This is a genomic window from Klebsiella quasivariicola (assembly GCF_002269255.1).
Classification (GTDB): Bacteria; Pseudomonadota; Gammaproteobacteria; order Enterobacterales; family Enterobacteriaceae; genus Klebsiella; species Klebsiella quasivariicola.
In genome coordinates this window covers 5,038,314-5,064,737 of record NZ_CP022823.1, presented here as the reverse complement: position 1 = coordinate 5,064,737, position 26,424 = coordinate 5,038,314, and the positions used below count along the sequence as shown (strand labels likewise).

Sequence of the window (26,424 nt, the reverse complement as noted above, 5' to 3'; positions counted from 1 at the left end):
CATTATTAAGTTTATGATGCTTGCTTTCCATACTGAGAAAGATCAATTATCCGGTCTGCAGACGCTATCGTTGAAGGACGATGCGCGACAATGACTCGGGTTATGCTTAGACTAGCAATAGATTGGTTTATGGCAGCTTCATTCTTCAAATCAAGATGACTAGTTGCTTCATCCATAAACAAAATACTCGGTTTGCGGTAAAGCGCTCTGGCAATCAAGAGTCTTTGTTTTTGGCCGCCTGAAATCCCCAGTCCTAACTCACCTATCATTGTTTCATAACCCATTGGCATTTTCATGATTTCATCATGAATATTACTGCGTCGGGCACACTCAACAATTAACTCTTCATCCGCATTATCTTCAAATCCGCTGATGTTATCGCTAATTGACCCTGAAAAAAGACGATCTTCTTGTAGGACGCATGCAGTCCCCAAACGGTAGTTATTAAGCCCTATTTTATAAATGTCAAGATTATCGGCAATTACTTCACCTGACGTTGGAGATAACAAACCACACATCACTTTCAGTAAAGTCGTTTTACCGACACCTGAAGGTCCAACAAGCGCAATAGATTCTCCTGGCTCAACCTGCAGGTTAAAGTTAGAAAAAATAGGTTGCGAGAACGGGTCATATTGATAACTGAGATTTTTGATCTCCAGCTTCACTCCACTATTCTCATCGAAAACTCGACGTGCTGGGAGCTCTTTCTCGGGTTCGCTGAAAACAATCTCAGATAGTCTCTCGTTATGTAATGATAACATTCGCAGTTGCATAAAGAGATCTATCAAGTTAGATGCTCTTTGAGAAAACTGCCCACGATAAGAGTTAAACGCCATAAACATACCTAACGTCATGTTGTTATCAATCACCATAATGGCGCCTAACCATAGGATAGCAACTTGATCTATAGATGATATGAAGGTGTTTATGCCACTGAACATCATATCAAAGCGAGTTTGTTTAATTCCTGCATTACATGCATCAATGTTAATATTAAGCCAATGCTGCGAACGGCGCTCTTTTAAATTAAGAGCTTTAATCGTTGATATTCCATAAAGTGACTCCATGAAATGAGAGCTCGAGCGGGCTCCTTTAATGACTTGCTCTTCTGCTACCCGACGGTAAAAACGGTATGTCGCCAGGCGCATAATGGCGTAGCAAAGCGTAAATCCGACAACCACCCATACTAGCCAGCCGCCGTAAAGAGTTAACATAATTAACAGACCAATTGTCATGATCGAGTCAATGATGCCACTGACAATACTGTTAGTGAACGTTGATCGGATAGTATCCAATGAAGTAAAACGTGACTGGATATCACCAAGATGCCGTTTTTCAAAAAAGGATAACGGCAAACTTGTCAAGTGATCAAACAATGTCGTTTTCCATTGAATATTGGTCAGAGTATTGAGAGTCAGTGAGGTCCATGCCCTTAGCATACTGACAAAGGTACGGAAGAGAGTGAAAAAGACCAGTCCTATACAAATGACGGATAACAGACTCTGGTCATGGGCCATGATGACATGGTCTGTGACAAGTTGGGTACCAATAGGGAGTAAAAGGCCAATGGCTTCGATTACGACAGAGAATGCGAAGATTTTAATTAATGCAGATTTTAATCCGACAATGTTTCGCATCAGGTCTAATAAACGTAAGCGTGCTTTTGCCTTTTCTTGTTGAAAGTTCTGATCGGGCCAAAGTTCCAGAGCCACGCCGGTGAAATTATTAGACATCTCCTGCAAACCAATTATACGTTTACCCAAAGCAGGATCATGCACAACATAGCTAGATTTTCGTACTTTCGTTAGAACGACATAATGATTCATTCCCCAATGGAGAATACAAGGGAGCTTTAGCTGCTTTATTTCATCTAAATCTAATGAAAGCGCGCGATTTTTAAGGCCTGCACGCTCGGCCGTTTTGCTTAAATGCAGCAGTGAAGCGCCTTGCGATGGGCTGCCGAAGCGTTGGCGGAAATTAAATAAATCTATATCTAATCCATAGTGCCCGCAGATCATTGCCAGGCTAGCAATACCACATTCCGCTGATTCTGATTGTAAAATTACCGGTGTTTTCTTAATCAGAGAAAAATTTAACTTTGCAATAATCGTTTCAAAGAGTTTTTTATTCATTAATTGGGCCGCTCACACTTTGAGAAATTTTATAAAACGGAGTAAACATCCACATATATAACGGACGTTCTTCAAGAAAAACAACAGCTTCAGCTTTTAATCCATTAGATAAGTACAATGTTTTTCCATTGTAACTAAAGGATTTTTGCTTGATTTTTACAATCGTTTTATATAGTGCGAGCTCTTGTTGATTAGTGCCATTATTGACGTTAGTATATTCTGACATTTCCTGTCGTGAAGCAGGCATAGATGATATCGATATTACCTCTCCTGGAAATTGACCAAATTTATCTGCAGGAAAGGCATCGTAACGGATGTTGATAGTATCCCCAGGTTTTACGTAAGGAATACTATTATTTGGCAACCATAAAATGAGATAGTACTCCACATTACCTGTAGGCTTTATTTGTGCCAAACTACTTCCATTATCAACCATTTGCCCTTTGGTTACGGCTAGCGATTCGATTCTTCCATCCGTTGTAGCCTTGATGATGACATTGCCTTTTGCATCGGATTCAACAAGTTGATTTTTATAATCATTAATTTGATTTTGTTGGTTTGATATTTGATTATCAAAATCTGCCGCCTTGGTGACTTTATCACTAGTGAACTGGGTTATCTGAGATTCCAGTTGCATCTTTTGGCTTACCAGAGATTGATACGCACTTTGCTGTTGAAAATAAAGTGAGTGCTGATAGTTGTACTGATCTTTTGTAATTAGACCTTCTTTCAGATATTTATCATAACTTGAAAGATTCTGATGAATTTTATTCAACCCTGCCTGCGTGTTGGCAAGCATTGAGGTTGTTTCGCTAAGAGACTTTTTAATCGTATTTAGTTGTGTGTCTAATGCATTCAATGTTTCATCTTTGTTGCGAATTAGTTTTGTAATAATGCTCTCTGCATTAGTGATCTTTTCATTTATGACGGCTGTCTGAGCAAGACTCACATTACCGTTAGTGGTGTTACGGGAAATATCTATTTCATATAATTTTTGACCTTTTTTGACTATATCGCCGACCTTAACATATTGATTTAAGACAAAGCCTTGCTGCGGTGCAAAGACATTAACGGAATGCGGTAGTGTAATGACTTCCCCTCGCACATCTATACGTTGGGTGAATGTACATAGGATAAGGGTCGAGATGAGTGCGATAAGAAAACAACTTGACAGAATTACGATAAGCCACACAGGCATACCTGCCAGTAATAATGCTTTTCCTTTCCAGTGTAATTTCTTATATTCAATCGCTTCCTTGCGATAGAGCTTTCGTGCCATGAGCTTCCACTTTTGTTATTGATTCGAAGATAATTTTCTGACAGCAAGAGAAAATTATATGATGTTTGTAACATGTCCGCCGGACTTTACATCTTGGCGGACGTTGTATTAATTTACTGTTTTTAACTATGAAGTGCATATGAATTATGCATAAATTTACATTTCTTTTGTATTGAATGAGATTAGATCGTAAAATGACGTGAGCTTGTGAAGCTCTTATCATGGGCGTATATATTTTTCAGATTTATATTTTTAATGGGTAACATTGGGATTCTGAAGAAGATTAGTTTTTTATATGGATTGGCGCATCTGTTTTTTTCTGTGAATTATACGAGAATAATTGGTTTCTCCGATAAATAAAGAATATGGAAATGCTTTATGACATTTAATTCATACATCATTAATGATGAGGTTATTTTTAATATGGACGTGAATGAGCTTCAGCCAGTAGCGGGGAAAGACCATGAAGCCATTACGTTAAATACCCCCACAGCCCGATGTTTACAACTACTTTTAGAAAGTAATGGAAACATTATTTCCCGAGATGAATTTTTATCCGCTGTGTGGAAAGAGCGTGGTGTCGTTGTTTCGCAAAATACTTTTTATCAAAATATCTCCTTACTAAGGAAATCGTTGCTCAGAGCGGGACTGACTCAGGATGTTGTTGTTACGGTGAGACAACGTGGCTTCGTCATTGCTACCGGAACCGTAATCCGACAAGTTACACTGCAGAACGAGTTCAATAGTGCTCAACCGTTAAGTACCGACGCAAGCATGCGAATAATAAATGATAAATATATAGCCAAAATCGATGATGCTGAAGTACAAAATAGCGTAAAGAAAACTTTCAGGATCAATGGATTAACATCACTACAACTATCATTGTGGACCTTTGTTATTGTAGCCGTAATGGCTATAATCAATATAGTTTTTTTATGTGTTAGGTATATTTGATTTTTATTGAAGTATAGCTAAATTATGTTGGATAAATGAATGCTCCTTATCATTTATCGTCATGTGTATCTTTTTATATCCAGCCTCCAGTATTCTTGGAGGCTGGGTATGTTGTTCGGTTTTAGAAGAAGGCTACTGCTGTATACTGATTCGGAAGCATTAACGCTGCTTCAGGCCCAAATCCAGCGGTGTCTTGCTGGGTTCGCCGCCGATCTCTCGCGCCAGCTTCGGCACCATATAGCCGGAGATAAGGGTCAATAGCTCACGCATGATTTCACGTGCTTCATCATCGCTGACCATAAAGTGTGCCGCCCCCTGTACCCGGTCCAGCACGTGCAGGTAGTAGGGCATCACGCCGGCGTCGAACAGCGCATTGCTGAGGTCGGCCAGCGCTTGCGCGTTGTCGTTCACCCCGCGCAGCAGCACGCTCTGGTTGAGCAACGTGACGCCCGCCTGACGCAGCATGGCCATCGACGCGCGAAACTCATCGTCAATTTCATTCGCGTGATTGACGTGGTTAACCAGAATTACCTGCAGCGACGAACGCTGGAAGCGGCTGGCCAGCGTCTCGGTGATGCGTGCCGGGATCACAATCGGCAAGCGGCTGTGAATACGCAGGCGCTTAACGTGCGGAATGGCTTCCAACTGGGTCATTAGCCAGTCGAGTTCATGATCCTTCGCCATCAGCGGATCGCCGCCAGAGAAGATGATTTCATCGAGTTGTGGATGCGCCGCAATGTAATTCATCGCCGTTTGCCAGTTGCGCCTGGTGCCCTGATTTTCGGCATACGGGAAGTGGCGGCGGAAACAATAACGGCAATTGACTGCACAACCGCCTTTCACCAGCAACAGGGCCCGGTTGCGATATTTGTGCAACAGACCGGGCACCACGCTGTGTTGTTCTTCCAGCGGATCGGTGGAGTAACCGGGGGCAACGATAAACTCTTCCTCGGCGGTAAGTACCTGACGAAGCAGCGGATCGTTAGGGTTACCTTTCTCCATGCGGGCGATAAACGCGCGCGGGACACGCAGCGGGAACAGGCGTCTGGCCTCGCGTCCGGCCAGTAGTTTTTCATCAGCGTCTACATTTAAAAGACGCAGCAGTTCATCAGGACTGGTCACAACATTGGCAAGTTGCGTTATCCAATCTTCTCTGGATGGGGTATTTAGGGTTACAATATGCGCCATTTTGTGGCTTAGCTACCAGTTAAACAATTTCAGAGGGCCTTATGGCGACTTACTATAGCAACGATTTTCGTGCTGGTCTTAAAATCATGTTAGATGGCGAACCTTATGCGGTAGAAGCCAGCGAATTCGTTAAACCAGGTAAAGGCCAGGCGTTTGCACGCGTTAAGCTGCGCCGCCTGCTGACCGGTACCCGTGTTGAGAAAACCTTCAAATCTACCGATTCCGCAGAAGGCGCGGACGTTGTCGATATGAACCTGACTTATCTGTACAACGACGGTGAGTTCTGGCACTTCATGAACAACGAAACTTTCGAGCAGCTGTCTGCTGACGCGAAAGCAATCGGTGACAACGCTAAGTGGCTGCTGGATCAGGCTGAGTGCATCGTGACCCTGTGGAACGGCCAGCCGATCGCGGTCACCCCGCCGAACTTCGTTGAGCTGGAAATCGTGGAAACCGATCCAGGTCTGAAAGGCGACACCGCGGGTACCGGCGGTAAACCAGCGACCCTGTCCACCGGCGCGGTGGTTAAGGTTCCGCTGTTCGTTCAGATTGGCGAAGTGATCAAAGTGGATACTCGCTCTGGCGAATACGTATCCCGCGTGAAGTAATTTCGCGTCATGATGACCGGCGCAGCCTCCGTGCTGCGCCGCTCTCTCCTTACAGGCACGACGAGCACGACACATGAAGCGCAGCGTTAAACTCCTGGTGTTACTCTTTCTGAGCAGCGTCCTGCTGGCTGGCTGCAATACCGCCCGCGGTGTGGGTGAAGATATTCAGGGGCTGGGCCACGCTATCTCTCACGCTGTGAGCTAAATTTCCCTGCCGTTTCGTTAATGACGCTTGCCTACCGATATGTCAGGCTCCTCCATAGATACTCCTTTTCTCTTAAAAAACGCAAAGATCCCTTCATCTTTGGACGGTTTGTCTATGCTTATAGAGCATGAAAACAAAACTGACACTAAGGATGACATTATGGTGAAAAAAACGATTGCAGCGTTCTTTACGGTTTTGGTCCTCTCTTCGGCACTGACCGCTTGTAACACCACACGTGGCGTTGGTGAGGATATTTCAGACGGCGGCAACGCAATCTCTGGCGCGGCAACCAAAGCTCAGCAATAAACGCCGTCGACGGTACGGTTATACGCCGTACCGTTCTTCACTTCCCCCATTCTGTTGGCTATACTCATCACGACTTTTCATACACCTTGCGGGACGACCCGTAAGCGTTTCTCATCCGGGGACGGCCCCAGCAAAGGAGCCTTATGTCCTGGATAGTCTTGTTTATCGCTGGCCTGCTGGAAGTGGTCTGGGCCGTCGGCCTGAAATATACCCATGGCTTTAGCCGCCTGGTTCCCAGCGTTATCACCATCGTGGCGATGGTGGCCAGCATGGCGCTGCTCTCATGGGCGATGAAAACCCTGCCGGTTGGTACCGCCTACGCGGTCTGGACCGGGATCGGCGCCGTGGGCGCCGCCGTGACCGGTATCGTCCTGTTAGGGGAATCGGCCAGCGCCATGCGTATTGCGAGCCTCGCCTGCATCGTGGTTGGCATTATTGGCCTGAAGCTCAGTGCCCACTAGTTGTAGCGCTGATTGACCCAGACCAGTTTGCTGACATCAAAGCCCTGTCGGGTGGCAATATCCAGCATTTGCTGCCTGACCTCGGGGGCGATGGTCGGCGCCCGGGCCAGCAGCCAGAGATAATCGCGATCGGGGCCGCAGACCAGCGCGTAACGATACTCCTTATCCAGCGCAATGACGTTATAGCTGCCGTAGAAAGGGCCGAAGAAGGAAATCTTCAGCGCGGCGCGGCTGGGCTCCCCGGTAAAGTAGGCCACCCCGTCCGTTTTCTGCCACATGCCGCGGTCGGGGTTATAGCCTTTATTGGTCACGTCCAGACCGCCGTCATCACGGGGGTGCCAGGCGATCGTGACCTTTTCCAGCCCACTCTCAAAAGGGTGGTCAAAGCGGGCGATTTCATACCAGGTACCCAGATAGCGCTGAACATCGAAGGGGCTGACTACGGTGACGCCCGGCGGCGGGGTGGGAGAGCTGCAGGCGACAGACAGGAACGAGACGGCAATCGCGGTCATTATCGGCAGGATACGCATGGCATGCTCCTTGCTGGCTTTTAAGCTAAGTGTAGAGTCCGGCAGGGAAAAGGCGGCAAGATTTTTCTATGAAGCGAGCCCGGTAGCAGAAATGCAGCCGGGCTCTTGCAGGATCAGATAAACAGTACGCCAACGAGAGTGATAACGCTGAGGATTGCGGCCAGGCCGTAGAAGACCCACTTACCGTTTGGTACATGGATTTTCAGGTCGTGCATGGCGTGATGAATACGATGCAGCCCACACCACAGCGGCAGCACTATCATCAGAAAGATGAATGCGCGGCCGATGAAGCTTTGGGCAAAGGCCAGTACGCGCTCATAGCTGAAGGCGTCGGCCGGGGCGAGCCCGAGTGGCAACAGGATGCCCACCAGCAGCACCATCACCGGCGCGACAATCGCGCCCCACATGCCGCCTGCGCCAAACAGCCCCCAGAATACGGGTTCATCGGAACGTTTCGGGTTGGGATTAATCATCTGAGTCTCCTTACCAGAACAGGGCAACAAACAGGATCACCACCGTGACCACCGCCGTTACCACCCAGAGCCCTTTAATGACCGGCTCTGGCCCCATTTTTTCGCCTTTGATAATGACGTTGGCGGCTTTCGGCGCCAGCTCAAACCAGGTTTTGGTGTGCAGCAGCGCCGCCGCCAGGGTGATCAGGTTGAGGATCACCACTACCGGGTTTTGCAGGAATCCGATATATCCCGCCCAGCTTTCGGCGCCGTGCTTGAGGGCAAACAGCCCGTAAATCAGCACAATGCTAAACCATACCGTCGGTACCGCCGTGCCTTCCCGCACCATGTAGAAGCGATAAAACGGCAGCTTTTTCCACCAGGTGGAGGTCATCGGCCGCACGTAGGCTTTGCGTTTCGTCGTCATAATGCACTCCTTAGCGTGGTTTCAGGGTGGCGATAAGAAAGTCTTTCGAGCTTTCCACCTTGCCCTGCTGGATCGCGGCCGCCGGATCGACGTGCTTCGGACACACTTCCGAGCAGTAGCCCACGAAAGTACAGGTCCAGACGCCGTTCTGGCCGTTAAGCTGCGCCATACGTTCCTTTTTACCGTGGTCGCGGCTGTCTTCGTTATAGCGGTGGGCGAGGGTGATCGCCGCCGGGCCGATAAATTCCGGATTCAGGCCGAACTGCGGACAGGCGGCATAGCACAGCCCGCAGTTGATGCAGCCGGAGAACTGATGGTATTTCGCCATCTGGGCCGGCGTCTGTTTGTTAGGCCCCTGGTCCGGTGTGCGGTTGTTGCCGATGATATAGGGCTTAATGGCCTCCAGACTTTCGATAAAGTGGGTCATATCCACCACCAGATCGCGCTCGATAGGGAAGTTGGCCAGCGCCTCAACTTTGATGCCTTTGGTGTAATCGCGCAGAAACGTTTTACAGGCCAGCTTTGGCACCTTGTTGACCATCATGCCGCAGGAGCCGCAAATTGCCATTCGGCAGGACCAACGGTAGCTCAGGTCTGGCGCCAGGTTGTCTTTAATGTAGCCCAGCGCGTCCAGCAGCGAGGTCTGCTCATCATAGGGCACGTCATAAAACGCGCTATGCGGTGCGGTGTCGACCTCCGGGTTGTAGCGCACCACTTCGACTTTCAGGTTTTTCATCTCAGCCATGGGTGGTCTCCTTCTTCTCAGCCGCTTCCGCCTCTGCGCCATAGACTCGTTTTGCCGGCGGCAGCGTGGTGATCTTCACATCGCCATATTCCAGACGGGTCGTGCCATCGGCCTCGCGGAAGGCGAGGGTGTGCTTGAGGAAGTTGACGTCGTCACGCTCGGTACAGCCTTCATCCAGACGCTGGTGCGCACCGCGCGATTCTTTACGAGCGATGGCCGAGTGCGCCATACATTCAGCAACGTTTAAACCATGTCCCAGTTCAATGGTGTAAAGCAGATCGGTATTGAATACGCTGGAGTTGTCGGTAATGCGCACGCGCTTAAAGCGCTCCTGCAATTCGGCCAGCTTGTCGATGGTTTTCTGCATTAACTCCGGCGTGCGGTAGATGCCGCAACCTTCCTCCATCGACAGCCCCATTTCGTCGCGGATTTTCGCCCAGTTTTCATTACCTTCCCGGTTGACGAGATCTTTCAGGCGTTGCTCCACATCGGCAGCCTGCGCATCGAGCGCGGAGCCGTTTGCTTCGCCCGCCTGAGCGGCGCGTTGCATGGCCTGCTCCCCGGCCAGGCGGCCGAAGACCACCAGTTCGGCCAGCGAGTTGGAGCCCAGGCGGTTGGCGCCGTGCAGACCGACGGACGAACACTCGCCCACGGCAAACAGGCCTTTGATCCGGGTTTCGCACTGCTGGTCGGTTTCAATACCGCCCATGGTGTAGTGCGCGGTCGGACGCACCGGAATCGGCTCTTTCACTGGATCGACGCCGACGTAGGCTTTCGCTAGTTCACAGATAAACGGCAGACGCTCCAGCAGTTTTTTCTCGCCGAGGTGGCGCAGATCGAGGTAGACCACATCGCCGCGCGGCGTCGGGATGGTGTTCCCTTTCCGCCACTCGTGCCAGAAAGCCTGGGACACTTTGTCGCGTGGACCCAGCTCCATATATTTGTTCTTCGGCTCACCGAGCGGGGTTTCCGGGCCCATGCCGTAATCCTGCAGATAGCGGTAGCCGTTTTTGTTGACCAGAATCCCGCCTTCACCGCGGCAGCCCTCGGTCATGAGGATCCCGGAGCCCGGCAGGCCGGTCGGGTGATACTGAACGAATTCCATGTCGCGCAGCGGCACGCCGTGACCCAGCGCCATACCCATTCCGTCACCGGTGACGATCCCGCCGTTGGTGTTGTAGCGATAGACGCGTCCGGCGCCGCCAGTGGCCAGCACCACCGCGTTGGCACGGATCTGCACCAGGGTGCCTTCCATCATATTCATCGCCACCAGGCCGCGGGCCTGCCCGTCATCGACCAGCAGATCGAGGACGAAATGTTCATCAAAGCGCTGAATTTGGGGAAACTGAAGGGAGGTCTGGAAGAGGGTATGCAGCATGTGGAAGCCGGTTTTATCGGCGGCAAACCAGGTGCGCTCGATTTTCATGCCTCCGAAGCGCCTGACGTTGACGCTGCCGTCGGGGCGGCGGCTCCATGGGCATCCCCACTGTTCCAGCTGGGTCATTTCCGTTGGGCAGTGGTGCACGAAGTAATCGACGACATCCTGTTCGCACAGCCAGTCGCCACCGGCGACGGTGTCGTGAAAATGGTACTCAAAGCTATCGTGATCCTGGGCAACGGCTGCGGACCCCCCTTCTGCAGCGACCGTATGGCTGCGCATCGGATAGACTTTAGAAATCAGGGCGATTTTAGCGTTGGGGTTGGCCTGAGCGGCGGCGATAGCGGCACGAAGGCCTGCCCCGCCGGCGCCAATTACGGCGAGATCGGCTTGAAAAGTTTGCACGACATTCCTCCAGTTTTAGTGTATTTCGCCGCCGGGCTGGCGAAAAAGTATCACTGCTCCTTTATAGGTACAGAAGTATAGCCGTAGGGTCAGTATGGAAAATTGACGTGTTCGATTTTTTTATCGATATGTGCGGTTATTTATCAGTGATGTTTATACCTTTAGGTTAACGATAGATTAATGGCATGTAATCCGCCGATGATTGCACAAAATTTGTTTCACTCGCCGGTTGCGAGTAGACTTCGTGCCCTTAATTTGCAATCGGAGAAAGTACCATGAGCGAGACGGCAACCTGGCAGCCGAGCGCACCCATTCCCAATCTGTTGAAACGCGCGGCGGTGATGGCGGAAATCCGCCGTTTCTTTACCGATCGCGGCGTGCTGGAGGTGGAGACGCCTTGCATGAGTCAGGCGACGGTAACGGATATTCATTTGTTCCCGTTCGAAACCCGTTTCGTCGGCCCGGGCCATTCCCAGGGACTTAATCTGTACCTGATGACCAGTCCGGAATACCACATGAAGCGCCTGCTGGCGGCGGGCTGCGGCCCGGTCTTCCAGCTGTGCCGCAGCTTTCGCAATGAAGAGATGGGGAGGCATCACAACCCGGAATTCACCATGCTGGAGTGGTATCGTCCGTGCTATGACATGTATCGCCTGATCAACGAGGTGGACGATCTGCTACAGCAGGTGCTGGAGTGCCAGCCGGCGGAAAGCCTCTCCTATCAGCAAGCGTTCCAGCGCCATCTGGATATTGATCCGCTCTCTGCCGATAAGGCGCAGCTACGTGAAGTTGCGGCGAAACTGGATCTGAGCAATATCGCCGATACAGAAGAAGATCGCGACACGCTGCTGCAGCTGTTGTTTACCATGGGCGTGGAGCCGCACATCGGTAAAGATCGCCCGACGTTTATCTATCATTTCCCGGCCACCCAGGCCTCGTTAGCGCAGATCAGCCCGGAAGATCATCGGGTCGCTGAGCGCTTCGAGGTTTACTACAAAGGTATTGAGCTAGCGAACGGTTTCCACGAGCTGACCGACGCCCGTGAGCAGCGCCTGCGCTTTGAGCAGGACAACCGTAAACGCGCCGCGCGCGGCCTTCCGCAGCAGCCCATCGATAACAACCTGCTGGCGGCGCTGGAGGCGGGTCTGCCGGATTGCTCCGGCGTGGCGCTGGGCGTTGACCGTGTGGTCATGCTGGCGCTGGGCGCCGAAAGCATCGGCGAAGTGATCGCCTTTACGGTGGACCGCGCCTGATCGTTTTTTCACCTCCTTCTGCCTCGGTGTGGGGGGAGGTGACCGACCCGCCCTGAACCTGACCACATCGTCCCGGTTTTAGCCCGAATACCCACAATCTCCCTCTGTGCTTTTGCTACTATCCGCGCTCTTTTTATGAGGCCAGGCGTTGCTCGTCGGGCGATGCCCACGTTTGGATAGATTTATGCATCAACAACTCAAGAAGATGAGCCTGATTGGGCTGATTCTGATGATCTTCACTTCGGTTTTTGGCTTCGCCAACAGCCCGTCGGCGTTTTATCTGATGGGCTACAGCGCGATGCCGTTTTATCTTTTTTCCGCTCTCTTTTTCTTTATTCCGTTCGCGCTGATGATGGCGGAGATGGGCTCGGCCTACCGTCGGGAAGAGGGCGGGATCTATTCCTGGATGAACCACAGCGTCGGGCCGCGTTTTGCGTTCATCGGCACCTTTATGTGGTTTGCCTCGTACGTGGTGTGGATGGTGAGTACGGCGGCTAAAATCTGGGTGCCGTTATCCACCTTTTTGTTTGGCGCGGACAAAACGCAGACCTGGGCGCTGGGTGGCCTGACGCCGACGCAGACGGTCGGTATTCTGGCGGCCTGCTGGATGGCCGTGGTGACCTTTATTGCCGTCAAAGGGATTAATAAAATCGCCAAAATTACCGCCGTCGGCGGTATCGCGGTGATGGGGTTGAACCTGGTGCTGCTGCTGGTGAGCGGGGCGATCCTGCTGCTCAACGGCGGCCATTTCGCCCAGCCGCTAAACTTTACTCTTTCGCCTAATCCCGGGTATCAGTCGGGCATGGCGATGCTGTCGTTTGTCGTGTTTGCCATTTTCGCCTATGGCGGAATTGAGGCGGTTGGCGGCCTGGTGGATAAGACCGATAAACCGGAAAAGAACTTTGCCAAAGGGATTATCATCGCGGCGATCGTTATCTCGATCGGTTACTCGCTGGCGATCGTGCTGTGGGGCGTGAGCGCCAACTGGCAGCAAGTGCTTGGCGCGCGTTCGACCAACCTTGGCAACATCACCTATGTGCTGATGACCAGCCTCGGGACGACGCTGGGCCAGGCCCTGCACCTGACGCCAGCGGCGTCAGCCCTGACCGGGGTCTGGTTCGCCCGTATCACCGGGCTGTCGATGTTTCTCGCCTATACCGGCGCGTTCTTCACCCTCAGCTATTCACCCCTGAAAGCGATTATCCAGGGTACGCCAAAAGCGCTCTGGCCGTCGGTGATGACCCGTCTTAACGTCAACGGCATGCCCGCCGTGGCGATGTGGCTGCAGTGCCTGCTGGTCGGGGTGTTTATCGTACTGGTATCGTTCGGTGGGGATAGCGCTTCCGCGTTTTATAACAAGCTGACGCTGATGGCCAATGTCTCGATGACCTTGCCCTATCTGTTCCTGACCATCGCCTTCCCGTTCTTCAAGGCGAAAGCGCATCTCGACCGGCCGTTCGTGATCTTCAAAAACCGCCAGTCGACGCTGCTGGCGACCGGCGTGGTGCTGCTGGTGGTGACCTTCGCCAATATCTTCACCATCATTCAACCGGTGATTGACGGTGGTGACTGGAACAGCACGCTGTGGATGGTCGGCGGGCCGATCTTTTTCTCACTGCTGGCGTTGGGGATCTACGAACGCTACCGTCGGCGCATGGCGTCCGGCGCGCTGGTAATGGAGAGTTAAAGAGCTTGCCCGGCGGTGTCGCCGGGCAGAGCATCACTTACAGGCTACCAGCCGTACGGCGGCTGGTTTTTCCTGCCGAGGTCATGGTCTTACTGCTTTGCCTGCCGTCGATACTTTCCAGACGCATCTGGAACGGAGGGAACGGCATATCAATGCCATGCTCGCGGAAGCCGGCGAGGATCAGCTGATGCATCTCATGGCGCAGCGGCATGCGGTGCCCCATCTCCGCGGCAAAAATACGCAGCTCGAAAATCTGGATCCCCTGCTGCAGGTCGACAAGAAACGCCTCCGGCGCCGGGGTATCGATGACCAGCGAGCAGCGATGCGCGGCGGCGATGAGAATTTTCGTGACCTCGTCGGTATCGGCGTCCACGGGCGCCGGCACCGTCAGCACCACGCGGGTGACCGAGTCCGATAGCGACCAGTTGATAAACTGTTCGGTAATGAACGCCTTGTTCGGCACGATAATCTCTTTCCGGTCCCAGTCGCTGATGGTAGTGGCGCGGGTATTGATGCGGGTGACGCTGCCCGTCAGGTCGCGAATGGTGACCGTATCGCCGATGCGGATCGGCTTCTCAAACAGGATAATCAGGCCGGAGATAAAGTTGGCGAAGATCTCCTGCAGGCCAAATCCGAGACCCACACCCAGCGCGGCGACCAGCCACTGCAGCTTCGACCACTCAATGCCGATCATCGAGAAGCCCACCAGACCGCCGACCAGCATCAGCAGATACTTGGTGATAGTGGTGATGGCGTAACCGGTGCCGGGCGTTAAATCAAGATGCTGGAGGATCGCCAGCTCCAGCAGCGCGGGCAGGTTGCGTACCAGCTGAGTGGTGATGATCAGCACCAGAATGGCAATCAACACCGCGCCAAGCGTGATGGGCTCAAGGCTTTCCACTCCTTGTACCGTCGAGGTCACGTCCCACAGCGAGATATTCTCAAGGAAGCCAAACGCCGAGTGTATTTCCGACCACAGGACGATAACCGACAGCAGCGCGATCAGCATCAGCAGAGAGCGTACAAGCCGCAGCGACTGGGTACTGATGGCATCGAGGTCGACCTCGCTGACCTCTGTCTCCACCGACCCTTCCGGGCTGCTGACGTGCATAGGTTCATCTTCGCCGCGGGCGCGCTGAGCGAGAATTTCCGCACGACGATGGCGGGCCCGGTCGAAGGCCAGCCGGCGGCGCTGGATCAGCATCCAGCGGCGGATGATGTGATAGACCACCAGCAGCAGGAACCAGATGGCGACCGAGGTTTCCAGACGCGCAAGCAGCGCCTGAGCGGTGGCGAGGTAGCCGACGGCGGCCGCCAGCATCGCCACCAGCGGGGCGCCAAGCATCAGGTTCCACAGCAGGCGGTTCACCATATTGTCGCCATTACCCTCTTTATCCAGGTAGAGCGGAATACCGGCGTGCTTAAGGCTCAGGGTAACTACCGCCAGCGCGCCGCAGATCAGCAGGAAGCACAGGCGGCCCAGCGAGGCGGAGAACTCGCGGTCGTTAAGATTATCAAACATGATCAGCGCCATAATCAGCGGCACAATCAGCCCGATGCTCATCAGGTAGTAGCGCATCGCCTTCGCCACGCGGCTACGCGGCCAGCCGAAGTGGGCGATAAACAGCCCGTTTGGCCGGGCGAAGGTGGCGCAGATCATCACCACCCACAGCAAAGGCACGGTCGCCGTGACCCCATCGCCTATCGCCACCGCCAGCGGGAAGGGCCAGGCGGACTGCAGGCCATAGCCGAGCGTCATCCACAGCACCGGCAGCGGCGAGGCCACCAGTATCGACCAGAAGACCGTGCGCAGCGTCAGCCAGAAGTGATCCTGGGTGACTTTCCCCACCCGGGCGCTGGAGCGCTCAAGGAAGCGGGTGAAATGGCGCCGCGAGCTGATGCTGAAGCCGACCAGCAGCAGGGCGGCAAACAGCGGCAACAAGGTCTCTTTGCTGGTGAGCATCATCGCGCTGGCTTTGCCCAGCTCGCTGATGGTATCCAGGGAGATCAGGCGCCGCAGATCCTGGACAATCTCCAGCGGCCAGGAGAAGCCGATAGGGCTAACGTCCGAAGTCCAGAACAGATAGCGGTGAGTCGCTTCGTTGATCTCTTTCAGCGCGTCTTCCAACTGGCCGTTGGCGACCTTCAGCTTGGTGAGCTCCAGCATCAGGGTATCACCGCCGCGCAGCAGCGAGTTCAATAGCTCGTTCTGCGTGCGCAGCTGCGCCTGCAGGATCTTGTTCTGCTCGCTGGTCAGCGGTTGGCCGTCGGCCTGACGGATCTGCCGCAGCTGTGGTTGCTTACTGAGTAAATCTTCAAAGCGCAGACGCTGCACGCGCAACTGTGCCATTTCCGTATCCAGCTGCTGTGGGCGAGGGCGTTCCGGCAGTCGCGCCACCTGGGCGCGTAAGGCTTCACCCAGCAGGTTGGAAGAGCCCAGCCACTGCGATTGCTCGCGCAGGGTGTTTAACGCCTGGCGCACCTGCAGCGTTTGATTCGTCGCCTGCCGCTGCTGGGAGGCCACCAGATCCATGCGCTGCGCCTGCTGGTTCAGCGCCTGGGAGAGCTCCCGGTTGACCTTGAACTGCGCGGTGATGTCCGGCGGCAGGTTTTCACTGTTCTCCGCCAGCAGTTCGGTGCTCTCCAGCGCCTTTTCCGCCTCCCGCTGGCGCTGGCTGTTCTGTAAATTGCGCAGCGCCTGCAGATAGGCATCCAGTTGTTCGCTCTGCTTTTGCGCCAGCTCGGAACGGGCGCGCGACAGCTCCTGGCGGTTGTTGGCGGAAAGCTGGGCGAGGTCGAGTTCATCCACCAGCGCCTTCAGGCGCGCCGATTCCGCCTGCAGGGCAAGATTTTGCGCCTGGGCGAGAGCATTGTTGCCGGTTTGCGTGCCGATGCGGCGCTCAACCTCATTGAGCTGACGACGGGCATCGGTTTGCTGCTGCGGCAGCTGGTTCAGGGAGTCGGCGATTTCACGCGCGCGATCCTGCTCCTGCTGCGCCTGGCGGCTCGATTCCAGCAGCTGGCTGCTGACCTGCAGGATCTCCTGGTTCAGCGCATCGGCGGTCAGGCCGGTTGGCACCTGGCGCGGTTCTTCGCTCAGATTGTTGAGCTGGGAGCGCAGGCTTTGAAACAGTTTGGGGAAATTATCGATAACGTCCTGATACTGACGGGCGCGCTCGAGGGACGATTTTTGCTCCTCAAGCGCGTTCAGCGCGGACTGCAGAACTTCAACGGTTTCAGGCTGGGCGGGCTTTGCCGCCTTCGCCTGTTCCAGTTCCTGGGTTATCTGTTTAGCATCCGGGGCTGTCGCAGCGTACGCCCCGAAACTGAGGCTCAAGGCCAACAGGAAAGTGTATATCAGGCGCACGGCATAACCCTTTTTGCTGAAGAATTAACCTTGGTCTTGTGTATCGTCAACCAGCGGGCTGGCGCGGTGTTCGGCGCGGATCTCTTCTTCCGGTAACGGCGCGGGTTCAGCAGCGGTGCTGGCTTCCACGGCGGTCGCCAGCGGTTGGCCGATTTTAGTCACGGACAGGCTTTGCAGCGAGTCGACCAGCTTCACCTGGCCCGGGGCAAACAGGTTGATCACGGTGGAACCCAGTTTGAAGCGGCCCATCTCCTGGCCTTTCAGCAGGGCGACGGAGCCTTCGCTGTCGCCAGCGGGCCAGGTCCAGCGTTTAATAATGCCTTCGCGCGGTGGGGTCACGGTGCCGGACCACACGGTCTCGATGCTGCCGACGATAGTCGCGCCCACCAGAATTTGCGCCATCGGGCCAAACTCAGTATCAAACAGGCAGATGACGCGCTCGTTACGGGCGAACAGGTTAGGCACATTCTGCGCCGTCAGATGGTTAACCGAGAACAGGTCGCCAGGGACGTAGATCATTTCGCGCAGGATGCCGTTGCACGGCATGTGCACGCGGTGATAGTCGCGCGGCGACAGATAGGTGGTGGCGAAGCTGCCGTTACGGAACAGGTCGGCCATTTGATAGTTGCCGGCCAGCAGGGCTTCCAGGCTGTAGTCATGACCTTTGGCCTGCAGGATTTTATCGTCTTCAATGGCGCCAAGCTGGCTGATCACGCCGTCTGCCGGCATCACCAGCACGTTGGGATCGGTATTCAGCGGGCGAACGTCGTCGCGCAGCGGACGCACAAAGAAATCGTTGAAGGTGCGATAAGCCGCGGTATCCGGCTTCTGCGCCTCTTTCATATCGACCTTGTAGTATTTCACGAACAGATCGATGACCAGTTTCGTCAACCAACCTGCGCGTTTGCTCGCACCCCAGCCTGCGAGGCGGGTGAGCCACAGTTTAGGCAGAATGTATTGCAGTGAAAGTTTAAGATCGTTTAACAAAGTAGCCTCCAGGCCATGATATGTCGTTCCTGACCCCGCCCGCGGGCGGGGTCCTGAAAAAAGGGGACGATTCTATACGTAAAACTCGCTAAATGGCAGCCGCGTTAGTCGCACTTTGACCGCGTCCTGGCAGAGCCTGATGTGATGCCCAGCTTAATGATCAGTCATCGGACGAGGAAAAGTTTTTACGCGTTTTTACCTGTACCTGCGCCATGCTTTCCAGGATGCGATGGTAGTTCTCAAAACGGCTTTCGGCGATCTTGCCGTTCTCTACCGCTTCGCGCAGCGCACAGCCAGGATCGGTATCGTGTTTACAGTCGCGATACTTGCAACGGCCTAAATAATCATGGAATTCGACAAAGCCATTGGTGATTTGTTCCGCTTCCAGATGCCACAGGCCGAATTCACGAACGCCCGGCGAATCAATCACATCGCCGCCGTGCGGGAAGTGGTAGAGGCGCGCTGCGGTGGTGGTGTGCTGGCCTAAGCCGGAAACGTCCGAAACATCATTGGTGAGGATCTGATCCTCGTTCAACCCGAGCAGGGCGTTCAGCAGGCTCGATTTACCGACCCCGGACTGCCCGGCGAAGATGCTGATACGGTCGGTCAGGGCCGCTTCCAGCGGCTTAAGGCCGTCCTGAGTACGACTGGAAACCAGCAGCACGCGGTAACCGATATTGCGGTAGATGTCCATTTGCTCATTGACGAAGCGCAGGCCATCGTCATCCAGCAGATCGATTTTATTCAGGACGATCAACGGCTCGATATCCTGCGCTTCGCAGGCCACCAGATAACGATCGATAATATTCAGCGACAACTCTGGCAGGATCGCGGAAACCACCACGATCTGATCGATATTGGCGGCGATAGGCTTCACGCCGTCGTAAAAATCCGGACGCGTCAGGACGGAGGCGCGATCGTGAACCGCCTCGACGATCCCTTTAACGTTTACGCCATCGGCGGCGTCTTTACCCGGCCGCCAGACCACGCGGTCGCCGGTCACCAGCGAGCGGATCGTCCGGCGGATATTGCAGCGATGCACGCTGCCGTCAGCGGATTCGACGTCGGCATGCATGCCAAAGCGACTGATGACAATACCTTCGGACGTTTCGCCAAACAGGTTGTCATCGTAGTCGGCCTTCTCCGCAGTGGTTTTCAGACGGCGCTGGTGGTTGGCTTTGACGCGGCGCTGCTGGCCTTTGGAGAGTTTATTTTTACTCAATCGAACTGGCTCCTGGTCGCCCTGATGGGGCAAAACCTCTATGATACACGCTATTTTAGATGAATATAGTCACGCAAGAAGGGTGGAAAATAGCATGAGTGCAAATGAAAACAACCTCATTTGGATCGATCTTGAGATGACAGGGCTGGATCCGGAGCGCGATCGCATTATCGAAATCGCCACCCTGGTGACCGATGCCAACCTGAACATTTTGGCTGAGGGGCCGACCATCGCGGTACATCAGTCGGACGCTCAACTGGCATTAATGGACGAGTGGAATGTACGGACGCATACCGGCAGCGGGCTGGTGGATCGCGTAAAGGCCAGCACCGTCAGCGAGCACGATGCCGAACTGGCGACTATTGAGTTTCTTAAGCAGTGGGTGCCGGCAGGCAAATCGCCGATCTGCGGCAACAGCATCGGCCAGGATCGTCGCTTCCTGTTTAAGTACATGCCGCAACTGGAAGCCTATTTTCACTACCGCTACCTGGACGTCAGCACCCTGAAAGAGCTGGCGCGCCGCTGGAAGCCGGAAATTCTCGACGGCTTTAAAAAACAGGGTACCCATCAGGCGATGGACGATATCCGTGAGTCGGTCGCCGAGCTGGCTTACTATCGCGAGCATTTTATTAAGCTGTAAACCGCAACCGGGCCCGGTGTGCGGCCCGGTTTGCTTTCCCGCGCTATTTAAACCACTTTTGCTGCATCTGCTGGAAGTCAGGCGTCGCCATGACCGCGGTCAGGGCATCGTTGATGGCATTCAGCAGCTCCGGGTCGTCTTTGCGCACTGCAATTGCATACTGTTTCCCATAATAAGCCGGGTCAGTGGCCCGCTCATCCATGATGGCGTAGTCAGGGTTCTCTTGTTGCCAGGCGTCGAGCGTGGCGAAGTCGCCCATGACGCCGGTTATTTCGCCAGCTTTCAGCGCGGCTAAAGCGCTGGCGACGTCGTCGTAAGGGATCGCCTGCACGGCCTTCTGCTTATCGCGCAGATAGTGCTGATGCAGCGTGCCTTTCACCACGCCGATTTTTTTGGCTTTCAGATCGGCAAAGGTATGGGCGACATCTTTATTGACGATCACCACCCCGGAGAGCGCCTGACGATAGGGGCGGCTAAAGGCGACCTGCTTCTCGCGCATCGGGATCACTTCCATGCCGGCAATCACCGCATCAAACTTCTTAAAGCGTAAAGCAGGGATCAGAGTATCGAAACGCTGCGCTGTGAACTGGCACTGCGCCTGCATCTGCTGGCACAGGGCGTGCGCGAGATCGATATCGAAGCCGACGGGCTGATTTTTGCCGTTGGTGGTGACAAACGGTGGATTGGCCGTGGTGGTGCCAAAATGGAGCGTCTCGGCTGACGCGGTTCCGATGGCCAGCGTGCCCAGCAGCAGGACGGTGAGGACTTTTCTCATGCTAATTCCCTTTTTGGCGTCGTGGTGGCCTCGTTATACGTCGCGCCACCGCAATATGATGCGAGCGATTTTGCGTCATTCAGCCGGGCGGAAAAAGCGATTTTGCCCGTTGTGACGCTTATTTATACAATTCAGCGGCGTAGGTGGCGAGAAAATGTCCACTTAAACAAAAAACGCAAAAAAGTGATGAACAGGGGGTTGCAGGGGCATCGAATTCTCGTATAATGCGCCTCCCGTAACGACGCAGAAATGCAAATTACGACGCCATCAAAATATGGCAAAAAATGCAGTAACGCGGGAATAGCTCAGTTGGTAGAGCACGACCTTGCCAAGGTCGGGGTCGCGAGTTCGAGTCTCGTTTCCCGCTCCAAAATTTGAAAGCACCATCCTTATCGAAGGATTTCAACTCGCAGATGCGAGACGAAAGCCGAAGATTAAGCGGGAATAGCTCAGTTGGTAGAGCACGACCTTGCCAAGGTCGGGGTCGCGAGTTCGAGTCTCGTTTCCCGCTCCAAAATTTGAAAGACACACCACACCAGTCGCAGTATTCAGGTTGCTACAGGGTAGCTTGAATGACGATGATTAAGCGGGAATAGCTCAGTTGGTAGAGCACGACCTTGCCAAGGTCGGGGTCGCGAGTTCGAGTCTCGTTTCCCGCTCCAAATTTTCTTCCATCTCTTATTTATCCACAGTGCAATCCAGCGCCGGGGATGATTTTCGTTTGGTCTGCAGAAATACTGTGAACAGAGTTATCCACAGGTTGTCGTTTCGTCTCTGATGACGTAAATGCTTCGCTTTGTAAATAGTATCTTGTTATCTAATTGAAATTTAACAATTAAATTTCATTTCAAAATGTTAATCCGATCACTTGACCTCGGTCTGCGCCTTGAAACGCAATGTGTTTTAGATTTTATTCACAGCCTGTGAATGAATCAGGCGTCCCGCGGCAAGCCTTTCTCTACCACCCTGACCAGACGTAATTTTTTTGGTAGCTGTACTTCGACGGCGTCGGCGCTCCGCTTTTTCATTTGCTGGGCAATCGCCCATTCAATGTGCTCGTCGAGAAGCGGGTGCTCACCCCGGCGACTCTCCAGCGCGCGAAGATGGGCTTCATCCCAGGGCGCATTGCCCAGCGCGACGGCGATATTGCGCAGCCAGCGCAGGTGGCCAATGCGACGAATGGCCGACCCTTCGGTTACCTTCAGAAACCACGCTTCGCTCCAGGCGAACAGCTCCACCAGCGGCGGGGCATGCAGCGCTTTGCGTGGGCTGAAATCCTCTTCATCGGTGAGCTGTGAGAAACGGTTCCACGGGCAGATGAGCTGGCAGTCGTCGCAGCCATAGATGCGGTTGCCGATAAGCGGACGGAACTCCTCGGGGATCGCGCCTTCCAGTTCGATGGTGAGATAAGAGATGCAGCGCCGGGCGTCGACGGTGTAGGGCTCAACGATGGCGCCGGTAGGACAGATGGTCATGCAGGCGACGCAGCGTCCGCACTCTTCCGCAACCGGGCTGTCGACCGGCAGGGGCAGGTCAATCAGCAGTTCGCCGAGGAAAAAGAACGATCCGGCGTCGCGACTTAAGATAAGTGAGTGCTTACCTGTCCAGCCAAGGCCCGCTTTTTCTGCGATTGGCCGTTCCAGGATAGGCGCGGAGTCGACAAAAGGTCTAAAATTGAGCGAAGCACACTGTTCCTGAATCTTCTCCCCCAGTTTTTTCAGGCGATTACGTAGCAGCTTATGATAATCACGCCCGAGGGCATAACGGCTGACGTAACCCAGCGCGGGATCTTTCAGGGTGCGGGCAAAGGCGGCGTTGGCGGGCAGATAGTTCATCCGCACGCTGATGACGCGTAACGTACCGGGCAGCAGCTCGTGGGGACGGGCGCGCATCATACCGTGACGCGCCATCCATTCCATTTCGCCGTGGTATTGTTTATCCAGCCATGCCTGCAGTTTGGGTTCACTGGCGCTGAGATCGGTATCGGCGATCCCCACCTGCTGGAACCCAAGCTCTGTGCCCCATTGTTTGATTTGTTGCGCTAACTGAACGAGATCGAGGGGCTGTGACATGATGGACCATACAATGACGAAAAACCCTGACAGTATACCATACAACATTTGGCCTGCGGAGGCGCTGCGCCTGGCCGAACGAGAGGCGGCGGACAGCCTGGGGCTGACGCTGTTCGAACTCATGCAGCGCGCGGGCGAGGCGGCCTTTCAGCTGGCCAGCCGCGCTTATCCCGCCAGCGCGCACTGGCTGATCCTCTGCGGACATGGCAATAACGGCGGCGACGGGTACGTCGTGGCGCGTCTGGCGCTGGCCGCGGGGCGGCGGGTAACATTGCTGGCGGTGGAGAGCGAGAGTCCGCTGCCGGAAGAGGCGCAGGCGGCGCGGGAGGCGTGGCTTAACGCCGGCGGTGTGATCCATGCGGCGACCATCCCATGGCCCGACGATATCTCCCTGATTATTGATGGCCTGCTCGGCACCGGCCTGCGCAGCGCGCCGCGCGATCCCGTCGCAGCGCTCATTCGCCAGGCGAACCACCATCCGGCACCGGTGGTGGCCCTGGATATCCCTTCCGGCCTGAACGCGCAGACCGGGGCGACACCAGGGGCGGTCATGCAGGCCGACCATACGCTGACCTTTATCGCCCTCAAGCCGGGGCTGCTGACCGGCAAGGCGCGGGATGTCGTCGGGCATCTCCATCATCATGCCCTCGGGCTTGAGCGCTGGCTTGCCGGGCAAAGTACTCCTCTGACGCGGTTTTGCGCCGCTCACCTTGCCGACTGGCTGCCGCCGCGGCGGGCCACCTCCCATAAGGGCGATCACGGCAAGCTCGTGATTATCGGTGGCGATCGCGGCACGGCAGGCGCTATTCGTATGTGCGGTGAAGCGGCCTTACGCACCGGTGCGGGGCTGGTGCGAGTACTCACTCACCGGGAGAACGTGGCGCCGATTGTCACCGCCCGGCCGGAATTAATGGTGGATGAGCTGACGCCGCAGACCCTGAAAGCCGCACTGGAGTGGGCGGATGTGGTGGCGATTGGCCCGGGCCTGGGGCAGAACGAGTGGGGGCGCAGCGCCCTGCGCACGGCGGAAAGTTTCAACAAACCAATGGTCTGGGACGCCGACGCGCTGAACCTGCTGGCATTCAATCCCGATAAACGTCACAATCGCGTGTTAACCCCGCATCCCGGCGAAGCGGCCCGTCTGCTGAACGTCAGCGTGGCAGAAATTGAAAGCGATCGCTTACATTCTGCGCAGCGTCTGGTAAAACGGTATGGTGGTGTGGTCGTGCTGAAAGGCGCGGGCACGGTAGTGGCCAGTGAAAGCGGGGCGATGGGCATTATCGACGCCGGCAACGCTGGGATGGCCAGCGGCGGGATGGGGGATGTGCTCACTGGCATCATCGCCGCATTGTTAGGACAGCACCTGACGCCGTATGATGCTGCCTGTGCCGGGTGCGTCGCCCATGGCGATGCCGCCGACCGGCTGGCCGCCCGCGTGGGTACCCGCGGCATGCTGGCAACCGATCTCTTTTCCACGCTCAGGCGTGTTGTTAACCCGGATGTGATTGACGTAGACCATGATTAACCGAGTGATTCCTTTACCCGATGAGCAGGCCACGCTGGCCCTTGGCGACCGCATCGCGCAGGCCTGTACCGGCGCCACCGTGATTTATCTGTATGGTGATTTAGGCGCGGGGAAAACCACCTTCAGCCGCGGCTTTTTACAGGCGCTCGGTCACCGCGGCAATGTCAAAAGCCCAACCTATACCCTGGTGGAGCCGTATACCCTCGACAAGCTGATGGTGTATCACTTCGATCTCTACCGACTGGCGGATCCTGAGGAGCTCGAATTTATGGGGATCCGTGATTATTTTGCCGACGATGCCATCTGCCTGGTGGAGTGGCCGCAGCAAGGCGCAGGTGTCCTGCCTGACCCGGACGTTGAAATTCACCTCGATTACCAGGCACAAGGGCGTGAGGCGCGCATTACCGCGGTCTCCTCACGGGGTGAGTCTTTACTGGCGCGTTTAGCCATTTAGCCTGAAGGATGACGGGATGAAGTATCGCATAACCACCTGGCTTGCCGCTGCGCTGATGCTGTCGAGTCTTCACGCCACTGCGGCGAGTTTATCCGATATCCAGGTCTCCAACGGTGACCAGCAGGCCCGTATTACTCTTAGCTTTGTCGGTGAACCGGAGTACTCCTTTACCCCGCAGGGCAAACGACTGGTGGCGCTGGATATCAAACAGACCGGCGTATTGCAGGGACTACCGCTGCAGTTTAGCGGCAGCAACCTGGTGAAGAGCATTCGCGCCGGCACGCCGCAGGATACGCAGACGCTGCGTTTGCTGGTGGATCTGACGGAAGATGGCAAAACGCGGGCGGTGAAGCAGCAGAACGGGGCGAATTACACGGTGGTCTTTACCATCAATGCCGACGCGCCGCCGCCGCCACCGCCGCCTCCCGTGGTGGTGAAACGGGCCGATCCGCCGCCGGTGATGTCTTCCCGTACGACGACGCCAGGGCGGAACCCGTTCAGTTCGTCGGCTCCTGAACGGCAGACGGTGATGACCACCTCTCAGCCGGCGATGACCAACAATCAGACCGTGGCTCGCCCGGCGGCCCGCACGGTGTCGGCGGATGATAAGGTCATTATCGCCATCGATGCCGGACACGGCGGCCAGGATCCGGGGGCGATTGGCCCGAACGGCACCAAAGAGAAAAACGTGACTATCGCCATCGCGCGCAAGCTGCGGGCGCTGCTGAGCGCCGACCCGCAGTTTAAGCCAGTGCTGACCCGCGACGGAGATTACTTTATTTCGGTGATGGGCCGCTCTGATGTGGCGCGTAAGCAAAACGCCAACTTCCTCGTTTCTATCCACGCCGACGCCGCGCCAAACCGCGATGCGACCGGCGCCTCGGTGTGGGTGCTCTCGAACCGTCGCGCCAACAGCGAAATGGCCGGCTGGCTCGAGCAGCATGAGAAACAGTCTGAACTGCTCGGCGGAGCGGGCGACGTGCTGGCGAACAGCCAGGCCGATCCCTACCTGAGCCAGGCGGTGCTGGATCTGCAGTTCGGTCATTCCCAGCGCGTCGGCTACGATGTAGCGACAAACGTGCTGAGTCAGCTGCAGCGCATTGGTAACCTGCATAAACGCCGTCCGGAGCATGCCAGCCTTGGCGTGCTGCGTTCGCCGGATATCCCGTCGATCCTCGTGGAAACGGGCTTTATCAGTAACAACGGCGAAGAGCGGCTGCTGGGGAGCGATGATTACCAGGAGCAGATCGCACAGGCGATTTACAACGGCCTGCGTAACTACTTTATGCAGCATCCGCTGCAGTCGGCGCCTCGTGGGGAGGCGGCGCAAACCGCCAGCGCTGCGGCGCCGGGCGGGATGTTGATTAACTAA

General features: G+C 55.0%; 24 protein-coding genes and 3 tRNA genes. 14 read left to right on the top strand and 13 right to left on the bottom strand.

The features are described from left to right. Positions 1-11: 11 nt before the first annotated feature. Both B8P98_RS25490 and B8P98_RS25485 read right to left on the bottom strand, forming a co-directional pair. A complete protein-coding gene (locus tag B8P98_RS25490; protein ID WP_080897633.1) occupies positions 12-2,132 on the bottom strand; it encodes a peptidase domain-containing ABC transporter in 2,121 nt (706 codons plus the stop codon). Further along, positions 2,125-3,411, bottom strand: a complete 1,287-nt coding sequence (locus B8P98_RS25485; RefSeq protein WP_095033544.1) for an HlyD family secretion protein — start codon at positions 3,409-3,411, stop codon at positions 2,125-2,127. Before B8P98_RS25485 ends, B8P98_RS25490 begins: the two co-directional genes overlap by 8 nt. A 378-nt stretch (positions 3,412-3,789) precedes the next feature. Between B8P98_RS25485 and B8P98_RS25480 the strand changes: the two genes are divergently transcribed. Next, positions 3,790-4,365: a winged helix-turn-helix domain-containing protein gene (locus tag B8P98_RS25480; protein WP_025712605.1), complete on the top strand. Its 576-nt coding sequence runs from the start codon at positions 3,790-3,792 to the stop codon at positions 4,363-4,365. A gap of 159 nt (positions 4,366-4,524) precedes the next feature. Here the strand turns inward: B8P98_RS25480 and epmB are convergent, their stop codons facing one another. Next, positions 4,525-5,553 carry an EF-P beta-lysylation protein EpmB gene (gene epmB / locus B8P98_RS25475; RefSeq protein ID WP_042929404.1) on the bottom strand — a complete coding sequence of 343 codons (1,029 nt, stop codon included), beginning with the start codon at positions 5,551-5,553 and terminating at the stop codon, positions 4,525-4,527. Between the two features lie 41 nt (positions 5,554-5,594). On the opposite strand from epmB, the gene efp reads away from it, so the two are divergent. The 4 genes from efp to sugE all read left to right on the top strand — a co-directional run bounded on the left by efp (position 5,595) and on the right by sugE (position 7,133). Beyond that, on the top strand, positions 5,595-6,161 hold the full coding sequence (gene efp, locus B8P98_RS25470; RefSeq protein ID WP_004206421.1) for an elongation factor P: 567 nt from the start codon (positions 5,595-5,597) through the stop codon (positions 6,159-6,161). Positions 6,162-6,234: 73 nt separating this feature from the next. Next, the gene (locus B8P98_RS25465) at positions 6,235-6,366 is read left to right on the top strand and encodes an entericidin A/B family lipoprotein (protein ID WP_025712607.1); all 132 of its coding nucleotides are present in this window, start codon (positions 6,235-6,237) and stop codon (positions 6,364-6,366) included. Between the two features lie 159 nt (positions 6,367-6,525). After that, a complete protein-coding gene (ecnB, locus tag B8P98_RS25460) occupies positions 6,526-6,672 on the top strand; it encodes a lipoprotein toxin entericidin B (RefSeq protein ID WP_002885518.1) in 147 nt (48 codons plus the stop codon). Positions 6,673-6,815: 143 nt separating this feature from the next. Next, positions 6,816-7,133 (top strand): quaternary ammonium compound efflux SMR transporter SugE, encoded by a 318-nt coding sequence (sugE, locus tag B8P98_RS25455; RefSeq protein ID WP_025712608.1) that lies wholly within the window; start codon positions 6,816-6,818, stop codon positions 7,131-7,133. Here the strand turns inward: sugE and B8P98_RS25450 are convergent. The 5 genes from B8P98_RS25450 to frdA form a co-directional block, all read right to left on the bottom strand. Then, positions 7,130-7,663 carry a lipocalin family protein gene (locus tag B8P98_RS25450; protein WP_025712609.1) on the bottom strand — a complete coding sequence of 178 codons (534 nt, stop codon included), beginning with the start codon at positions 7,661-7,663 and terminating at the stop codon, positions 7,130-7,132. The two genes, sugE and B8P98_RS25450, sit on opposite strands and share 4 nt — an antisense overlap. A gap of 113 nt (positions 7,664-7,776) precedes the next feature. After that, positions 7,777-8,136: a fumarate reductase subunit FrdD gene (gene frdD, locus B8P98_RS25445; RefSeq protein ID WP_002885526.1), complete on the bottom strand. Its 360-nt coding sequence runs from the start codon at positions 8,134-8,136 to the stop codon at positions 7,777-7,779. A 10-nt stretch (positions 8,137-8,146) separates the two neighbouring features. Beyond that, entirely contained in the window at positions 8,147-8,542 is a 396-nt protein-coding gene (gene frdC, locus B8P98_RS25440) for a fumarate reductase subunit FrdC (RefSeq protein ID WP_095033543.1), read from the bottom strand. Between the two features lie 10 nt (positions 8,543-8,552). Then, entirely contained in the window at positions 8,553-9,287 is a 735-nt protein-coding gene (gene frdB / locus B8P98_RS25435) for a fumarate reductase iron-sulfur protein (protein ID WP_004177729.1), read from the bottom strand. Next, positions 9,280-11,070 carry a fumarate reductase (quinol) flavoprotein subunit gene (gene frdA, locus B8P98_RS25430; protein WP_025712610.1) on the bottom strand — a complete coding sequence of 597 codons (1,791 nt, stop codon included), beginning with the start codon at positions 11,068-11,070 and terminating at the stop codon, positions 9,280-9,282. The genes frdB and frdA overlap by 8 nt, the downstream gene beginning before the upstream one ends. A gap of 275 nt (positions 11,071-11,345) precedes the next feature. On the opposite strand from frdA, the gene epmA reads away from it, so the two are divergent. Both epmA and yjeM read left to right on the top strand, forming a co-directional pair. After that, positions 11,346-12,323, top strand: a complete 978-nt coding sequence (epmA, locus tag B8P98_RS25425) for an elongation factor P--(R)-beta-lysine ligase (protein WP_025712611.1) — start codon at positions 11,346-11,348, stop codon at positions 12,321-12,323. Positions 12,324-12,507: 184 nt separating this feature from the next. Then, on the top strand, positions 12,508-14,010 hold the full coding sequence (gene yjeM / locus B8P98_RS25420; RefSeq protein WP_025712612.1) for a glutamate/gamma-aminobutyrate family transporter YjeM: 1,503 nt from the start codon (positions 12,508-12,510) through the stop codon (positions 14,008-14,010). A 37-nt stretch (positions 14,011-14,047) separates the two neighbouring features. On the opposite strand, the gene mscM is transcribed toward yjeM, so the two are convergent. The 3 genes from mscM to rsgA all read right to left on the bottom strand — a co-directional run bounded on the left by mscM (position 14,048) and on the right by rsgA (position 19,586). Further along, positions 14,048-17,377 (bottom strand): miniconductance mechanosensitive channel MscM, encoded by a 3,330-nt coding sequence (gene mscM, locus B8P98_RS25415; protein ID WP_025712613.1) that lies wholly within the window; start codon positions 17,375-17,377, stop codon positions 14,048-14,050. A gap of 24 nt (positions 17,378-17,401) precedes the next feature. Next, on the bottom strand, positions 17,402-18,364 hold the full coding sequence (asd, locus tag B8P98_RS25410) for an archaetidylserine decarboxylase (RefSeq protein ID WP_012969117.1): 963 nt from the start codon (positions 18,362-18,364) through the stop codon (positions 17,402-17,404). Positions 18,365-18,524: 160 nt separating this feature from the next. Continuing rightward, on the bottom strand, positions 18,525-19,586 hold the full coding sequence (rsgA, locus tag B8P98_RS25405; protein ID WP_025712614.1) for a small ribosomal subunit biogenesis GTPase RsgA: 1,062 nt from the start codon (positions 19,584-19,586) through the stop codon (positions 18,525-18,527). Positions 19,587-19,680: 94 nt separating this feature from the next. Here rsgA and orn point away from each other — a divergent pair, with 94 nt between their 5' ends. Continuing rightward, on the top strand, positions 19,681-20,226 hold the full coding sequence (orn, locus tag B8P98_RS25395; RefSeq protein ID WP_002885538.1) for an oligoribonuclease: 546 nt from the start codon (positions 19,681-19,683) through the stop codon (positions 20,224-20,226). Between the two features lie 43 nt (positions 20,227-20,269). On the opposite strand, the gene B8P98_RS25390 is transcribed toward orn, so the two are convergent. After that, positions 20,270-21,001, bottom strand: coding sequence for a transporter substrate-binding domain-containing protein (locus tag B8P98_RS25390; protein WP_025712615.1), 732 nt, complete (start codon positions 20,999-21,001; stop codon positions 20,270-20,272). 294 nt (positions 21,002-21,295) lie between these two features. Here B8P98_RS25390 and B8P98_RS25380 point away from each other — a divergent pair. From B8P98_RS25380 to B8P98_RS25370, 3 genes are all read left to right on the top strand, one after another. Beyond that, positions 21,296-21,371 (top strand) — tRNA-Gly (locus B8P98_RS25380). A 68-nt stretch (positions 21,372-21,439) separates the two neighbouring features. Further along, positions 21,440-21,515 (top strand) — tRNA-Gly (locus tag B8P98_RS25375). Between the two features lie 72 nt (positions 21,516-21,587). Continuing rightward, a tRNA-Gly gene (locus tag B8P98_RS25370) sits at positions 21,588-21,663 on the top strand. A gap of 270 nt (positions 21,664-21,933) precedes the next feature. Here B8P98_RS25370 and queG read toward each other — a convergent pair. Beyond that, complete coding sequence (gene queG / locus B8P98_RS25365) at positions 21,934-23,073, bottom strand: tRNA epoxyqueuosine(34) reductase QueG (RefSeq protein ID WP_025712616.1); 1,140 nt, start codon at positions 23,071-23,073, stop codon at positions 21,934-21,936. 13 nt (positions 23,074-23,086) lie between these two features. Here queG and nnr point away from each other — a divergent pair, with 13 nt between their 5' ends. From nnr to amiB, 3 genes are read left to right on the top strand one after another with little or no spacing between them, the layout of a single operon-like run. Continuing rightward, positions 23,087-24,598, top strand: coding sequence for a bifunctional ADP-dependent NAD(P)H-hydrate dehydratase/NAD(P)H-hydrate epimerase (gene nnr, locus B8P98_RS25360; RefSeq protein WP_025712617.1), 1,512 nt, complete (start codon positions 23,087-23,089; stop codon positions 24,596-24,598). Next, positions 24,591-25,052 carry a tRNA (adenosine(37)-N6)-threonylcarbamoyltransferase complex ATPase subunit type 1 TsaE gene (gene tsaE / locus B8P98_RS25355; protein ID WP_025712618.1) on the top strand — a complete coding sequence of 154 codons (462 nt, stop codon included), beginning with the start codon at positions 24,591-24,593 and terminating at the stop codon, positions 25,050-25,052. Before nnr ends, tsaE begins: the two co-directional genes overlap by 8 nt. Positions 25,053-25,068: 16 nt before the next feature. Further along, positions 25,069-26,424 carry an N-acetylmuramoyl-L-alanine amidase AmiB gene (gene amiB / locus B8P98_RS25350; RefSeq protein WP_025712619.1) on the top strand — a complete coding sequence of 452 codons (1,356 nt, stop codon included), beginning with the start codon at positions 25,069-25,071 and terminating at the stop codon, positions 26,422-26,424.